This window comes from Peptoniphilus vaginalis (assembly GCF_900176605.1).
GTDB lineage: Bacteria > Bacillota > Clostridia > Tissierellales > Peptoniphilaceae > Peptoniphilus_A > Peptoniphilus_A vaginalis.
Map to the genome: position 1 here is coordinate 511,521 of NZ_FXLP01000005.1, position 15,584 is coordinate 527,104.

Below are 15,584 nucleotides of genomic sequence, written 5' to 3' on the forward strand. Positions count from 1 at the left end.
TCCTGGGTTTTTCGATCTAATAAATTTTTTAATTCTTCATACTTTCTTTATTTTTTCCAGGTACCTTATTAAAAATACCTGTTACCATTAATACAACTGCACCATCAGATGTTACGTTGCAAGCAGTACCAAAGCTATCTTGCAATGCAAATATAGAAAGCATAAGTGCTGTTCCTGTGTCGTTAAATCCTAGGACTGATGTTATTAAACCGAGAGATGCTACTACTGTTCCTCCAGGCACTCCTGGAGCTGCTATGGCAAAGATTCCTAGTAAAAGTATGAAAACTATCATATTAGCTGTCTCCGGAAGCTGACCTGTTAAAATTTTAGAAACTGTCATTACAAAGAATACTTCTGTCAAAACTGATCCACAAAGGTGGGTGTTGGAACATAGTGGAATCCCAAAGTCCCTTATCTTTGGATCAAGTGTAGAAGATTTTCTAGCACATTCAATTGCAACTGGAAGAGTTGCGGCAGATGACATAGTTCCTACTGCTGTTAAGTAAGCTGGTAGGTAGTGTTTGAAGACCTCTTTAGGATTTGTTTTTGAAATTAAACCTGCAAAAGAATACATAACAGTCATCCAGATAAAGTGACCCACAATTACAATTATGATAATCTTCAAGAATACAGGCAACTCAGAAATAATTACACCTTCGTAAGATAAAACTGCAAAAGTAGTTGCTATATAAACCGGTAGAATTCTTATAACAACATTGTTTACTATTGATAGGACAATCTTATTTAATTCAATAAGCATTTTCTCCCATGTTTCAGAATTTGTAACAATAACTGCTATACCAAATAGTATTGAAGTCACAAGAGCTGTCATAACAGGCATAATAGGATCAATTGATAGTTTAAATATGGATTCTGGTATGGCATTACCCGCATCTACATTTGAAGCTATATTAAGGTTTGGTATAATTGCTCTTCCTGCCAAGAATGACATTGTGGCAGCTCCAACAGTAGACAAGTAACAAATTATAAGTGTAACGCTTAGAATTTTACCTGCACTTTCCTTTAAGGAAACTATAGCTGGAGTAATAAATCCCAAAATAATTAGGGGTACTATGTAGCCTATTAAATCACCGATAACTCTTTTAACTGAATCAATGGCAACAATTGCACCTTCGTTGGAAATTCTACCAACAAATATTCCTATAATAATTCCTAATATTAGTTTAAAAACCAAAGAATTAAAAAAATTATTTTTTTTCATTTCTCCTCCTTATAAAATTTGTTTTAACAATATTACTCTTAACATTTTACCATTGAATTCTAATAAATATAGTAAAATTTTGCTTTAATTATTTATAAAAATAAATTTGTTTTGATTATAATTTTTTCGTGAATTTAGCTTCAAGTATTTATTTCTACAAAGGTGGCTATACAACAAAGCCTTCTTTTACAAAAATCCATATAAAAAAAAAGAGCCAATAGGCTCTTAATTTAAAATTTAATTATAATATACGTGTTGCGTTTACATATCTGTCTTGGTAGTATGCCTCAGATAAAGAAGAAGTCATAACTTTTCCTTGTCCTGATGAAGCGTGGATGAATTTTCCATCGCCAACATAAATACCAACGTGACTAACGCCATTACCTGTTGTGTTAAAGAATACTAAATCTCCTTCTTGTAAGTCTGATTTATCAACTTGTTTTCCAAAAGTTGATTGTGATCTAGAAGATCTTGGAATTGAAATACCAAGCTCGTCATTATAAATTGAATAAACAAGACCTGAACAGTCAAATCCTGCCTTACCAGTATCTCCATATACATATGTAGATCCAAGTTTGCTTTCTGCAGAAGTGATAACCTTATTTGCTATTGATGCATTTGGTCCTGCAACTTTCTTTGCAGCGTAGTTAACCTTTATAGCTTCTTTATTTTTTATAACTTCTTGAATTTCTTTTTCGTCATTAGATACAATGGTTGCTTCATTGTTGTCTAAAGATCTATCTATCTTATTGCCAGAAGCAATATTAAGATCCTTAGCTGGAACATTGTAGTTAGATCCGTTGTCTTCAATAATGAAGAAACCTTCTACAAAGTCAACAACATTTACAACTTGTTTCTTATTTAGATTTAATTTCTTTCCATTTTGATTTGTAGCTACTGTTTTGTTTCTAACTTCAACATTAGTTACATTATTTCTTTTATCAGCAATCTTTTTAAGTGCTTTTACATCTACATTACCAACAGTTCCATCGTTACATTTAACCTTAACTTTGTCGTTACTAGATGAAACTCCAATTACATATTCATCGATAAATAAGCTTCTTATAATTTTGCCATTATCGTCTAAGATTGGACTAGCCTTTATAACCTTATATGTTGGAACTTTAACTTCTGTAAGTAATAATTTATCTTGTGGAATAGTAACCTTAGCCTTGCCCTTTTGAACAAAGTAGTCATTACCCTTCTTTTCAAGAACTTCAACTTTTTCTCCAATAGAAAAGTCTATTTCATTGCCACTGTATGTCTTCTGTACATGTTCGTTAATAAATACCCCTGTATCTTTCATGCCCACTATTGAAACTGCACATAGTGCAAATAGTCCTAGTGGCAATTTATTTTTTAAGGAAACCAATACTAACAACTCCTATACTTTGTATTTTTATAATAATTATATTCGTACTATTTTGGTTACTGTTTAAGTATAACAAAGTAATTACAGAAAAACAACAAAAAGTTACAAAATTGTTAAAATAATTTTAACTTTTTTGTAACTTTTGTTTAAATTTGTATTTATTTGTATGTAGTAAGCAAATCTATAAGCCGCGTTCTGTTTTGTCAACTATCAATCTTGAATTATAGTTACCTATAATTTCTAGCAACCTACCTACCGGCAGATGCGAGCAACATCTGTTATTCCTATTTGGTTTTGCTCCGAATGGGGTTTACATAGCATCATTATCACTAATGACCTGGTGAGCTCTTACCTCGCCTTTCCAACCTTACCCTAGGGCGGTATATTTCTGTTGCACTAGCCTTGGGGTCACCCCCACTGGCCGTTAGCCAGCATCCCTGCTCTGTGGAGCGCGGACTTTCCTCACATATGTGCAGTTGACCAATTTACTTACCAGATAATCTTACCACTTAAGTCCTTAAATATCAAGCTCAAAGCTTGATGTCTCTTGGATATAAAAATTTAAATCTTTAAAGTTTTCTTCAAGCTTCTTCTTAATCTTTGGAAGAATTATTCTTTCAGAAAAAAAATGTCCCACATCTATTAAAATTAAATCGTCTTCATAGGCTCTTTGTCCGTCATGGTACTTGATATCAGAAGTAATGTAGGCATCTACTCCTGCCTCCTTAGCCTGACTAATAAAGTCTGATCCACTTCCTCCAAGGATTGCAACTTTTTTAATACTTTTTTCTTCTCTTCCATAATATTTAATTTTACTAACTTGTAGTTTATCTTTTAAGAACTTGTCTAAATCTTTAAGCGGCAATTCTGTTTCAAATTCACCAATAAGACCCATCGGTTTGTCTTCTTCATAAGTTAATACAGACTTATTCTTTAAATATAATTTCTCAAATAAAGTATCATTAACTCCATCCTCAGCTATATCCATTGAAGTGTGATAAGAAAAAACAGAAATATTATTTTTTATGAGTCTTATTATCTTGTCGCCAAGATAAGTTCCTTCAACAATATTTTTTGAGCCAGTGAAAAACATTGGGTGATGGCTTATAATTAATTTTGCATCCATCTCTATAGCCTTGTCTACAACTTTATCTGTTACATCCATAGCGAGAACTACTGCTCCAGTTTCTTCTTTAAGTTCAATTTGACTACCAGAGTTGTCCCAAGAAAGTTGGTATTCATTTTTTGCCCAAGCTTCCATAAAATTTTTTATTTCTTCAACTTGATATTTCATCAATTGCCTCCTCCACTTTTTTTAGTAAACTATTTAATTCTTGATTCCTCTTCTTTGACCTTTGGCTATTTGGATCAAAGCTTTTTATAATAGACCTTAAATAATCTTTCTTCTCCTTAAGATATTCAAGATAAATCTTATCTTTCTTTTCAATTAATTTTTTTGAAAAATAAAAGTCCTCTTCTTTTAAGTCCTCATTTTTATAGTTTAAAAATTTAGCAAGTATTATCTCAAAGTATCTTTCATCTTCATAGATAATTTCTTCATCAAAAATTTCAAAACCCATATTATTTAATTCACGACGCAAGATGTTAGTCTTTTGCATGGGCTGCAAAATTAATTTTTTTGAATACTTTGCAATGTCAATGGACTTAGCGATTATCTCAGCAATTTGAATTCCACCAAGACCTGCAATAATTATATTGTCCCTCTCTTCATTTACAATTCCATTTGCCAAAATGTTTCTAATTTCTTTCTCGTTCCCTAATTCTCTTGTGAGTTCTATAGATTTTTCCAGAGAATTTTTTGAAATATCTGTTGCAATAACGTCCCTTGAGATTTTATTTTCGCATAAAAAATTGGGCACATATCCATGATCTGTGCCCACATCAATTACCGAAGCTCCAAAATCAACAAGTTCTGCAATTTTATTAAGCCTCTTTGATAATTTTATCATTCTAAATAATCCTTTAATTTCTTTGACCTTGATGGATGACGAAGCTTTCTAAGAGCCTTCGCCTCAATCTGTCTAATTCTTTCACGAGTAACATCAAACTCTTTGCCAACTTCTTCAAGTGTCCTAGCTCTACCATCATCAAGTCCAAACCTAAGTGTTAGAACTTTCTTTTCCCTATCAGTTAAAGTTTCTAACACCGTGTTAAGTTGTTCTTTTAAAAGAGTAAAGGTAGCAGCATCTTGTGGAGAAAGAATTTCATCATCTGGTATAAAGTCTCCCAAGTGGGAGTCTTCTTCTTCTCCAATTGGAGTTTCTAGTGAAACTGGTTCTTGAGCAATCTTTTGAATTTCACGAACTCTCTCAACGTCTAAATTCATTTCAGCTGCAATTTCTTCTGGAAGAGGATCACGTCCCAGATCTTGCACTAATTGTCTTTGAACTCTTACAAGCTTATTTATAGTTTCTACCATGTGAACTGGTATCCTAATAGTTCTTGCTTGATCTGCAATGGCTCTTGTAATAGCTTGTCTAATCCACCAAGTAGCATATGTTGAAAACTTAAAACCCTTTGTGTAGTCAAACTTATCTACCGCCTTCATAAGTCCAAGGTTGCCTTCTTGAATTAAATCCAAGAAGCTCATACCCCTACCAACATATCTCTTAGCAATAGAAACTACAAGTCTTAAATTGGCTTCTGCAAGTTCCTTCTTAGCCAATTCGTCGCCTTCTTCCATTCTTTTTGCTATTTCAACTTCTTCTTCAGCAGTTAAAAGGGAAATTTTCCCAATTTCTTTAAGATACATCCTTACAGGGTCGTCTACTGTAACACCCTTAGGAACAGATAAATCCTCTTTAGTAACATCTACCTCATCGTCATCATCTTTTGAATCTTTTTTATCAACTAAATTAATGCCTTCTTTTTCAAAGACCTTGTATAGTTCATCTATATCATCAGAATCAATCTCATATTTTTCGAAGGCATCACCTATTTCTTCATAGGTAAGTTTACCATCCTTTTTACCATCCTTTAAGAGCTGGTCCTTTATTTCCTCTATTGATTCATTGTTTTTTACATTTTCACTCATACTTGCCCTCCTCTTTCAACTCGTTTAGCTTCAAATTAATTTCTTGCAATTCTTTTAAAGCCTCGAGTAGAAGATTTTTATTCTCTTCGCCTTGAAGTTTTTCGATATTTTCGAGAATTTTGTTTTTTCGATCTCGGAGATAATTTCCCTCAATAGTTCTTATTAATTCATCAACTATCTTGTCATCAACATGAATTTCACTAATAATACTAAGTATATTCCCAACAAATTCTATATCTACAAGTCTGTTGGACTCTAAAAGTGATAGAAAGTCCTTAACTTCCATCTCTTCTTTATAAAGCCTAGGTATCTCTTCGAATACTGCCCTTGTCATTGCATTTGTAAAATAAAAAACCTCAATTTTATTCTTGATATACTTGTAAATGTCATTGTCTAGTAAAGAATAAGATAATAATTCCTCTTGTGCTCTAGCCTTGTTAGATTTCACAACATTTGTATTTTTCTTTACCTTCAATTTTTCTCTCTTCGTTTCCTTTAGCTTATTTCTATTTAAATAATTAATATAATTTTCAATTGCTGCAAAGGAAATATTATACTTTCTCGAAAAGTCTTTTACAAAAATATCTCTTTCAATAGGATTGATGATACTTGAAAGAATCTTAGCTGATTCAATAGTAAAATTGCTAAGCCCTTCACTATCTTCTAAATTAAAATTCTCTTTGAGCTTTTTTATTTTAAATTCAATATAAGAAATGGCAGACTTTATTTTATTTTCAAAGCCTTCCATTCCATATTTTTTAATAAAATCATCGGGATCAAGACCGCCCTCAAGTTCTATTATTTTTGGTTTTACAGAGGCTTCTAAAAATATATCTATAGCTCTTGAAGTCGCATTAATACCTGCATTGTCACTGTCATAACAAATGTAAATATCCTTTGCCATTTTCTTTATAATATTGGCCTGGTCTATAGTGAGTGACGTACCAAGACTTGCTACACTATAATTTATACCACTATTATAAAGAGAAATAACATCCATGTAGCCCTCTACCAAGATTATTCTTTCTCTAGTGGATTCTCTTGAAATAATATTCATATTAAAAACATTATTTCCCTTGTGAAATATTGGAGTTTCTCTTGAGTTTAAGTACTTTGGTTTTTCATCTCCAAAAGCTCTTGCTCCAAAACCTATTATCCTATTATTCCTATTGATTATTGGAAACATAACTCTATCGCGAAATCTATCTATATAGTTGCCATTTTTACTTTTTGAAATTAGATTAAGTTCTAAAAGCTCCTCTTCCTTGTAACCCAATTTTGTCAAGTGATCGTAGAGATCTGTCCATGAATCTTTTGAGTATCCAATTCCATAAGACCTTATAGTCTTATCATTTAACATCCTATTTTTTAAATATAATTGCGTTTTTTGTGATGTCTGATAATTTTTTAAAAAGTGAAGTCCAGCTTCCCTATTAATTTCATATAATCTATCTCTTTTGTCACGGGCTTCTTTATTTTCATCTTTATAAACTTCTAGTCTAACACTATACTTGTCTGCTAAAAATTCTACAGCCTCAGGGAAACTAAGATTTTCTCTTTTCATTACAAAGGTAATTACATCTCCACCTACTCCACATCCAAAGCATTTAAAAATTCCTTTGGAAGGTGAAACAGAAAAAGAGGGCGTTTTTTCAGAATGAAAAGGGCAGAGTCCCATATAATTGGATCCTGACCTTTTAAGGTCAACATACTCTCCAATTAAATCAACAATATCTGCCCTATCTCTAATCTCATCAAGAACATTGTCATTTATTACATACAATTAAATGCTCCATCCCTTCGGTATAAAAATATTTTTTAGCTGTTTTTTAGCATAAGTGTCAGTCATACCTGCAATATAATCTGACACAATATCTTCATCATTGTGAGTTCTATCATCATAAAGACTTAAGTGATTTTCTGGAATCCTGCTTAAATCTTCCATATAAAAATTATAAAGTTCTGTTAATAACCTCTTAATTTTTATTTCTTCACTCTTTACTACAGAATCCATATAAACATTCTTAAACATATACTGTCTAAGTTCCATTGTAGCTTGATAAACTTCCTCTTCCATTTCAACAATTGCTTTGCCATAAGAGTTTTCAACTAAGGCATTAATCATTTTGTTAATTCTTTTCGAAGAAGTATTGCCAAGGACTTTTGTCAACTCCTTAGGCAATGAAGCTTCAGAAATAATACCTGCCCTAATGGCATCGTCAATATCGTGATTTATATAGGCAATCCTATCTGCAAACTTAATAATTTTTCCTTCAAGGGTTTTTGCATTTCCACTGCCTGAATGATTTACTATACCATCACGAACTTCATCTGTTAAATTCAATCCAATTCTTTGATCAGATCTTTCCAAAAAGTCTACTACCTTTAAAGACTGCTCTCCATGAATAAAACCAGATGACTTTAATTCATTTAAAACAGCTTCACCTGAGTGGCCAAAAGGTGTGTGACCAAGATCATGACCAAGAGCAATAGCCTCTACTAGGTCTTCATTCAACCTTAAAGCTCTTGCTATTGTCCTGCCTATTTGACTAACTTCTAGAGTGTGAGTGAGTCTCGTCCTAAAATGATCTCCTTCAGGAGAAATAAAGACTTGAGTCTTATGTTTTAGCCTTCTAAAACTCTTTGAGTGAATTATCCTATCCCTATCTCTTTGAAAGTCAGTCCTAAGATTACATTTTTCTTCTTCCGTTTTTCTCCCCAAAGTTGAATCTGCAAAAGTGGCATATTCAAATAACATCTTATGTTCAAGTTTTTCTCTCTCAACTCGAAGATTCATCTAATCACTTCCTGGATTCCATGTGGTTAATAATAATTTCCGCTGTTTCTTCTATTGCCTTGTCAGATACATCTATAACAAAACATCCAAGCTCTTCCATAACTTGTTTTGAATAATTTAATTCTTCTCTTATCCTATCGTAGTTTGCATACTTTGCACCAGAAGTTAGCCCAAGAGACTTTAACCTTTGTTCTCTAACAGATATAATCTTTTCTGGATTAGCTGTAAGACCAATTATCTTGTCTACATCTTTTTCATATACTTCTTTTGGCACAGGAACTTCTGGAACTAGAGGAATATTTGCCACTTTATATAATTTATTTGCAAGATACATAGAGAGAGGTGTCTTTGAAGTTCTTGAAATTCCAACTAGACAGATGTCGGCTTTTTTTGCACCACGAGGATCTTTACCGTCATCGTATTTAACTGCAAACTCAACACACTCAACTTTCTTGAAATAATTTTCGTCAAGCCTTCTTATAAGACCAGGTTCTCTTAGAGGTTCATAGCCTAAAATATCTTGTATTTGAAGTAGTGGCTCACCCATAACATCGACTGTGTGAAGCTTTAACTCATGAGTTTTTTCTTCAATAAAGTCTCTAGTTTCTTTAACAACATTTGTATAAACAATAAGACTATTTTTGATTTCAGATGCCTTTTCCAGCACTGGTTTTATTTGTTCAATACTATTGTGGTAAGGATATCTAATAATCTCATAATTCTCTTTTTCAAATTGTCTTGCAGAAGATTTTGCAATTAACTCTCCAGTTTCTCCAATTGAATCAGAAATTACAAAAATAGTGAGTTGATTATCGTCTTTATTCATTTCTCCTCCTATACGATCTCTTGGTCGCATACATCTACAAAAAGCCTTGTAACATTGGTCTTCGTAAATCTACCTACAACCTCAAGATCCTTTTCATTTTTTACTTTAACAACAGGAAGGGAGTCAATACCCTTTGTCACAATTAAATTGGCAGCCTTATAGACACTATCTTCAATGTTTACATAAAAAACATTAGGCATCCTTGTCATAATTACACTGACAGGAGTCTTTTTTATATCAGCATCCCCTATCATAAACCTAATTAAATCTTTTCTAGATACGATTCCAGCAAGATAACCACCTTCCGTAATAAACATAGAAGATAGGTCTTCCATAAAAAGGTCTACTACTACATCATACACCGAAGTCTTTTGGTCACAGGAAAAAGGAAGTGACATATAGTCTTTAACATTTAAACTTTTAAGATCTTTTGACAATTGAGAAAAAATGGATTTACCTGTATAAAAATATCCAAATTTTGGTCGTGCACCTAATATATTAATCATAGTGAGAACAGAAAGGTCTGATCTTATTGTAGCCCTTGATAGCCCAAGAATTTCTGCAATATCATCGCCAGTAATAGGTCCCTTTTCTTTTACAATTTCAATTATTTCAGTCTGCCTATCGCTGAATTTCATTTACTCACCGACCTATTCTACAATATTTTCGATTTTTAATATATTTTGAATATTTTCCTCAATCCTATTGATTAGTCCAAGTCTATTTTCTCTAATCTTATCGTCATCAACCATTACCATAACATTATCAAAGAATTTATCAATTGATGGTACAAGGTCATTTAATAAGTCCATAGCATCCATGTAATTTTCTTCTGCTAGGGCTTCCTTAAAGCTACCATCAATTTCTACAAATTTTTTGTATAAATCTTTTTCTGCTTCTTCCTCAAATAAATCTTCATTTACTTCAAGTAAATCAACATTCTTAGTCAAGTTATTAATTCTATTATAGGCATCAACAAACTTGCTTCTATCTTCCTTAAACCATTCATTTAATTCTTTAGCTTTATCAAAGATATTATGGATTTCACTTTCAGGAATTAAAACAGAATCAATAATATCGTATCTTATACCTTCATCTTGAAGCATAGTCTTAATTCTTCCAAAGAAGAAATCTCTTACATTAGAAATAACTTCCTCATGGTTAAATGTTAGACCAAGATCATTAATATATTCATATAAACTTGTTTCCACAGCTTCGTCTAAATCAAACTTCCAAGAATTATTTCTAATAATATTTATTATTCCTATGGCAGACCTTCTAAGTGCAAATGGATCTGCTGAACCAGTAGGAATTTCTCCAATAGCAAAAAGTCCAGCAATAGTATCAATTTTATCTGCAAGAGAGAATATTGAACCAACACTTGATTCTGGAAGTTTATCCCCTGCAAACTTAGGTAGATATTGTTCTCTTATTGCAGTTGCAACAATTTCTTTTTCTTCGGACTTTAAAGCGTAAATTTCACCAATTACACCTTGTAGTTCTGTAAACTCAATTACCATTTTTGTAGTTAAGTCAGCTTTTGAGAGGTGGGCTACCCTTTTTATTGCATCAATAGCTTCATCTGCAAAGGAAAGAGATTCTGCTATTTTATTTGCAACTACACCATCTCTTTTTTCTTTTTCAAGCATTGTTCCTAACTTATCGTGGAAAAGAACTCCATTTAGATTTTCAACATAATCTTCAAGAGGTTTTGAAATATCATCATCATAGAAGAATTTAGCATCTTCTAGTCTTGCTCCAAGAACTTTTTCATTTCCAGCAATAACTATATCTTCGTAATCCCTTGTACCATTCCTTACAGTAATAAAATATGGCAAAAGTCCCCCATCTTGGGCATAGATTGGTGTAAATCTTAAGTGATCAATCATAGTTGTTGTTACAACTTCCTTTGGAAGACTTAGGTATTTTTCCTTGATGCTTCCCTTAATTGGGGTAGGATACTCAACAATGTAAGTAAGTTCTTCTAGTAGATCTTCATTCTCATGAATTTCTCCACCTAATGATTTTGCAATCTTAGTAGATTCATATTTAATAATTTCACGTCTCTTATTTTGATCTAGTATTATATAGTTGTCTTTAAGCAATTTTTCGTAATTTTCTACCTTGTCAATTTTTATTTCTGATGAACCTAAAAATCTGTGGCCCTTTGTTATGTTGCTAACTTGAATTCCTTCAAAATCAAATTTAACAATCTTATCATTTAAAAGTGAAACAACCCATCTTATTGGTCTAGCAAATCTAATATTTTTTCCGCCCCAACGCATATTCTTAGGAAAATTTATATCTTTAATAAGACCAGGAATTATTTCTTTTAAAATTTCTGCAGAGTCTCTACCTATTGATGAAATGTGTGCAAAAACATAGTCAGTACCCTTTACTTCTTTAATAACAATATCTTCTTCAGTGATTTTTTGTGAATTCATAAAGCCTAAAAGAGGTTTTGTAGGATTTTTTTCATCATCATAAGCGATCTTAAGGGCAGGTCCCTTTACTTCCTTTGTAATATCCCTTTGCTTTTCATCTAGCCCTTCAATAATAAGACTAAGCCTTCTTGGAGTTGCATAAACTTTCACATCTTCAAATCCAAGTTCATTTTCAACCAATAACTTTTGTGATTTTTCTTTGAGTTGTTCTATTGCCATATTGACAAATCTTGATGGTAACTCTTCAACTCCAATTTCAAGTAAGTAATTATTCATTTATTTCACCTCTATTTAGAAGGGGATAATTCATTTCTTCCCTGTGTTTTAAATGAGTTTTTGCTACAATTCTAGCAAGGTTTCTAACCCTTTGAATGTAACTTGTCCTTTCAGAAACAGAAAGAGCTCCTCTAGCGTCTAATAAGTTAAAGGCATGTGAACACTTAAGAGTGTAGTCGTAGGCATCTATAACAATGCCTTCATCTATAGTTCTTTGAGCTTCAGCTTCATACATATCAAAAAGTTTTCTCAACATATCAATATCAGCTGTTTCAAAGGCATATTTAGAGTGTTCATACTCATTTCTTTTAAATACTTCTCCGTAAGTTATATTTTCATTGTATTGAATGTCATATACTGACTCAACATTTTGAAGATACATAGCAATTCTTTCAAGTCCATAAGTAAGTTCTGCACTTTCAAGATCAAGGTTTACTCCACCTACTTGTTGGAAATAAGTGAATTGTGTTACTTCCATTCCATCAAGCCAGACTTCCCAACCAAGACCCCACGCGCCAAGTGTAGGAGACTCCCAATTGTCTTCAACAAATCTAATATCGTGTTTTTTTGGATCGATTCCAATTGCAAAAAGAGAATCTAGATAAAGTTGTTGAACATCTTCTGGAGATGGTTTTAAAATAACTTGCAATTGGTGATGTTGGTAAAGCCTATTTGGATTTTCACCATATCTACCATCTGCTGGTCTTCTTGAAGGTTCAACGTAAACTACCTTCCATTCTTCAGGTCCAAGAGACCTTAGGAATGTATTAGGATTCATTGTTCCCGCACCCTTTTCAATGTCGTAAGGTTGCATGATTATTGCTCCCTTTTCCTTCCAATAATTTTCCAATGTCATTATTAAATCTTGGAAATACATTTTTTCCTCCTTAATTAAACAGCTTGTCAGACTTAAAACTGCTTATATCTAAATTGTATTTTATATACTTTATTATAATATTATGCAGGTATTTTTTTCTGCTTTTTTCAAAATCTTCTATGTTTTCTAATTCTTCAAGCTTGCCATAAAGAATTGAATTTAAAAAATGCAAATCTCTTCTTGTTAGTGAAAAGGAATAAGGATCTTGAAAATCAATTATTCCTTCCCTAATTGAAAAGTAAGATTTTTCATTAATATCAAGTTTTGGTCTGTAACCTATAAAGCTAAGATATTTTAATTCAAAGGCAAGAGCAAGTCCTATTGGATCTGTGGTAAAATTAAAAAATTTTAAGGTTTTTCTTAAGAGATCAAAGGCTTTTTTGTTAGCCTCACCACTTATAGATGATTTATCTATAATCTCTAATAATAGGGATGCATGAATTAGATTATCGTAATTTTCCCTAATTTTAAAGTTTGACTCTAAGATTTTTGAATCACTAATATAGAAAAAACTTTGTCCCTTTTTTAAGAGATATTCATTTAGACCAAATATTTGTGAAACACTTAAATTTCTGGACTTAGGGCTCATAGCTCCCTTTACCATAATGGAAATTTTCCCATACTCCTTGGTGAAAACCTTAATTATCTTAGAAGATTCACCAAATTCCATTTCATTTATGACTATACCTAGAGTGTAATTATTTGTCGTAACCAAATCTCTTTACCAAATTATCTCTGTCTCTCCAGTTTTTCTCAACCTTAACCCAAATTTGAAGATTTACCTTGGCGTCTAAAAGTCTCTCAGCGTCTTCTCTTGCTTCGGTCCCAATTCTCTTTAACATAGAACCATTTTTTCCAATAAGAATTCCCTTGTGAGTATCCCTTTCAACATAGATGTTTGCATCAATATCATACATATTTTTATCTTCTCTTTTTTTGAATTTTTCAATTGAGATTGCAAGACCATGGGGAACTTCTTCATTTAAGTACATAAGTCCTTTTTCTCTTATGATTTCTGCGACAATAAATCTCTCATTTTTGTCAGTAATCATGTCTTCTGGATAGTACATCGGTCCTGCTTTTAAATATTTTTTAAGACTTCCTAAGTAAATATCTACTCCATCATTTTTCATAGCAGAAATAGGAATTATTTCGTCAAAAATATCTTCTTCTGCGTACATTGAAATAATTTCTAAGAGTTCATCTTTTCTTATTGTATCAACCTTATTTATTAAAAGTATAATAGGTAGCTTCCCCTTGTATTCTTTTAAGATATCTATAATTGATCTTTCAGCTCTACCAATTTTTTTTGAAGTGTCAACTATATAGGTAATCACATCTGAATCTTCTATACCCTCTTTTGATTCAGTTAGCATGAACTCTCCCAACTTATTTTTTGGTTTTTGTATTCCAGGTGTATCTAAAAATATTATTTGTGCATCTTCATCTGTGTGGATAAAGGTAATATTTTGCCTGGTTGTTTGGGGTTTTGAAGAAATAGCTGAAATTTTCTCTCCAATTATTGCATTTAATAAGGTAGACTTCCCAACATTGGGCCTCCCTATTACTGATACATAGCCCGATTTAAAAATTTTATCTATCATTTTCATCTCCATCTAGGTCTTCTGGACCAAAGGAATGAGGCAAAATTTCCTCCATTCCAAATATTTTATAGTCTTCAGTAGAACTTGCTATTATTATTTCTGGATTTTTTGAAAATTCACGAATAACCTGTCTACAAACTCCACAAGGGAATGTATAATCACTGTCCCCAACTATAGCTATTTTTTTAATTTCTCTCTTACCTTCAGATACTGCTTTAAATATTGCAGTTCTCTCTGCACAATTAGTTGGAGAATAAGAAGCTATTTCAATATTGCCGCCAACATAAACTGATCCATCTTCCATCTCAACTGCACACCCCACATTAAAGTGTGAGTAAGGTGTATATGTCATATTATCTCTTGCATCAAGTGCAAGTTCAATCAATTTTTTATATTCCATTTTAACCAACTACCTTAAATACAAATATTGCAACGCAAACTCCCAAGATTGCTCCAACGACAACTTCAGAAACCTTATGAATTTTTCCTTCAACACGACTTTCTGCAACGAGAAAGGCCAGTCCAAAGGAGCAAAGTGTCACAAGAGAGTTTTCTGCTATCATAGTTATAATTGTGGCTGCACAAAAAGAAATTGCAGAGTGTCCACTTAGACCTCCTCCTTGAAAATAAGTGCCTCCACTTTTCTTAGCCATTATAAGCTTGGCTCCAACTGTTGCTATGATAATTATTAGCAAGGATACAAAGGCCAAGTGATTTGGCATATTTTTTATCTTAAATAAAAGCAAGTCTCCAAAGGATGCAAACTTGTCATAAAATACTAAATAAGCTACAACGGCAGCATTTAGCGCCGTAATTAAAACTGCTCCAGCCGATACGTCCTTTATATACTTAGCAATAGGGTTATATTCCTGTACTACTAAATCAACAGTTCTCTCTATTGCAGTGTTAATCATTTCTGCAAATACAACTAGTGTAATGGCAAATAACATTAATAGAAATTCTGTAGATGATATATCAAAGAAAAGTGATAAAATTATAACTCCGAGAGCAGCAAGATAATGAAACTTCATATTTCTCTCAGTCTTTAAAACAGAAATAATTCCCTGGACTGCGTAATTAAATGATGAAATAAAGCGTCCTTTTTTCATAA

15 protein-coding genes and 1 other RNA gene are annotated in these 15,584 nt (G+C 32.4%); all 16 read right to left on the minus strand.

Annotated features, from left to right (window positions below; translation table 11 throughout):
- Positions 1–28: 28 nt before the first annotated feature.
- Positions 29–1,222 (minus strand): dicarboxylate/amino acid:cation symporter, encoded by a 1,194-nt coding sequence (locus CAN42_RS07270; RefSeq protein WP_085876138.1) that lies wholly within the window; start codon positions 1,220–1,222, stop codon positions 29–31.
- A gap of 241 nt (positions 1,223–1,463) precedes the next feature.
- Entirely contained in the window at positions 1,464–2,594 is a 1,131-nt protein-coding gene (locus CAN42_RS07275) for a C40 family peptidase (protein ID WP_085876139.1), read from the minus strand.
- A 168-nt stretch (positions 2,595–2,762) separates the two neighbouring features.
- Positions 2,763–3,086: RNase P RNA component class A (gene rnpB / locus CAN42_RS07280), an RNA gene on the minus strand.
- A 25-nt stretch (positions 3,087–3,111) separates the two neighbouring features.
- Positions 3,112–3,888 carry a Nif3-like dinuclear metal center hexameric protein gene (locus CAN42_RS07285; protein WP_085876140.1) on the minus strand — a complete coding sequence of 259 codons (777 nt, stop codon included), beginning with the start codon at positions 3,886–3,888 and terminating at the stop codon, positions 3,112–3,114.
- Entirely contained in the window at positions 3,872–4,564 is a 693-nt protein-coding gene (locus CAN42_RS07290) for a tRNA (adenine(22)-N(1))-methyltransferase (RefSeq protein WP_085876141.1), read from the minus strand. The genes CAN42_RS07285 and CAN42_RS07290 overlap by 17 nt, the downstream gene beginning before the upstream one ends.
- On the minus strand, positions 4,561–5,649 hold the full coding sequence (gene rpoD / locus CAN42_RS07295) for an RNA polymerase sigma factor RpoD (protein ID WP_062571544.1): 1,089 nt from the start codon (positions 5,647–5,649) through the stop codon (positions 4,561–4,563). The genes CAN42_RS07290 and rpoD overlap by 4 nt, the downstream gene beginning before the upstream one ends.
- Positions 5,642–7,432: a DNA primase gene (dnaG, locus tag CAN42_RS07300; protein ID WP_085876142.1), complete on the minus strand. Its 1,791-nt coding sequence runs from the start codon at positions 7,430–7,432 to the stop codon at positions 5,642–5,644. The genes rpoD and dnaG overlap by 8 nt, the downstream gene beginning before the upstream one ends.
- A complete protein-coding gene (locus CAN42_RS07305; protein WP_085876143.1) occupies positions 7,433–8,446 on the minus strand; it encodes a deoxyguanosinetriphosphate triphosphohydrolase in 1,014 nt (337 codons plus the stop codon). It abuts the gene before it with no gap.
- A gap of 4 nt (positions 8,447–8,450) precedes the next feature.
- Positions 8,451–9,272, minus strand: coding sequence for a pyruvate, water dikinase regulatory protein (locus tag CAN42_RS07310; RefSeq protein WP_085876144.1), 822 nt, complete (start codon positions 9,270–9,272; stop codon positions 8,451–8,453).
- A gap of 8 nt (positions 9,273–9,280) precedes the next feature.
- Positions 9,281–9,910, minus strand: a complete 630-nt coding sequence (ccpN, locus tag CAN42_RS07315) for a transcriptional regulator CcpN (RefSeq protein ID WP_062571547.1) — start codon at positions 9,908–9,910, stop codon at positions 9,281–9,283.
- Between the two features lie 12 nt (positions 9,911–9,922).
- On the minus strand, positions 9,923–11,992 hold the full coding sequence (glyS, locus tag CAN42_RS07320; RefSeq protein WP_085876145.1) for a glycine--tRNA ligase subunit beta: 2,070 nt from the start codon (positions 11,990–11,992) through the stop codon (positions 9,923–9,925).
- Complete coding sequence (locus CAN42_RS07325; RefSeq protein WP_085876146.1) at positions 11,985–12,869, minus strand: glycine--tRNA ligase subunit alpha; 885 nt, start codon at positions 12,867–12,869, stop codon at positions 11,985–11,987. Before CAN42_RS07325 ends, glyS begins: the two co-directional genes overlap by 8 nt.
- Positions 12,870–12,879: 10 nt before the next feature.
- A complete protein-coding gene (gene recO / locus CAN42_RS07330) occupies positions 12,880–13,584 on the minus strand; it encodes a DNA repair protein RecO (RefSeq protein ID WP_085876147.1) in 705 nt (234 codons plus the stop codon).
- A complete protein-coding gene (gene era / locus CAN42_RS07335; RefSeq protein WP_085876148.1) occupies positions 13,568–14,473 on the minus strand; it encodes a GTPase Era in 906 nt (301 codons plus the stop codon). Before era ends, recO begins: the two co-directional genes overlap by 17 nt.
- Positions 14,463–14,873 (minus strand): cytidine deaminase, encoded by a 411-nt coding sequence (locus tag CAN42_RS07340; protein ID WP_085876149.1) that lies wholly within the window; start codon positions 14,871–14,873, stop codon positions 14,463–14,465. The genes era and CAN42_RS07340 overlap by 11 nt, the downstream gene beginning before the upstream one ends.
- 1 nt (position 14,874) lies before the next feature.
- Entirely contained in the window at positions 14,875–15,582 is a 708-nt protein-coding gene (locus CAN42_RS07345) for a diacylglycerol kinase (protein WP_085876150.1), read from the minus strand.
- Positions 15,583–15,584: the final 2 nt, after the last annotated feature.

Excerpts from the sequence above, each read along its gene's own strand:
- ccpN (WP_062571547.1), bottom strand. The coding sequence starts at position 9,910 with ATGAAATTCAGCGATAGGCAGACTGAAATAATTGAAATTGTAAAAGAA.
- CAN42_RS07310 (WP_085876144.1), bottom strand. The coding sequence starts at position 9,272 with ATGAATAAAGACGATAATCAACTCACTATTTTTGTAATTTCTGATTCA.
- CAN42_RS07285 (WP_085876140.1), bottom strand. The coding sequence starts at position 3,888 with ATGAAATATCAAGTTGAAGAAATAAAAAATTTTATGGAAGCTTGGGCA.
- CAN42_RS07290 (WP_085876141.1), bottom strand. The coding sequence starts at position 4,564 with ATGATAAAATTATCAAAGAGGCTTAATAAAATTGCAGAACTTGTTGAT.
- rpoD (WP_062571544.1), bottom strand. The coding sequence starts at position 5,649 with ATGAGTGAAAATGTAAAAAACAATGAATCAATAGAGGAAATAAAGGAC.
- glyS (WP_085876145.1), bottom strand. The coding sequence starts at position 11,992 with ATGAATAATTACTTACTTGAAATTGGAGTTGAAGAGTTACCATCAAGA.
- CAN42_RS07305 (WP_085876143.1), bottom strand. The coding sequence starts at position 8,446 with ATGAATCTTCGAGTTGAGAGAGAAAAACTTGAACATAAGATGTTATTT.
- CAN42_RS07340 (WP_085876149.1), bottom strand. The coding sequence starts at position 14,873 with ATGGAATATAAAAAATTGATTGAACTTGCACTTGATGCAAGAGATAAT.
- CAN42_RS07345 (WP_085876150.1), bottom strand. The coding sequence starts at position 15,582 with ATGAAAAAAGGACGCTTTATTTCATCATTTAATTACGCAGTCCAGGGA.
- era (WP_085876148.1), bottom strand. The coding sequence starts at position 14,473 with ATGATAGATAAAATTTTTAAATCGGGCTATGTATCAGTAATAGGGAGG.
- CAN42_RS07325 (WP_085876146.1), bottom strand. The coding sequence starts at position 12,869 with ATGTATTTCCAAGATTTAATAATGACATTGGAAAATTATTGGAAGGAA.
- CAN42_RS07270 (WP_085876138.1), bottom strand. The coding sequence starts at position 1,222 with ATGAAAAAAAATAATTTTTTTAATTCTTTGGTTTTTAAACTAATATTA.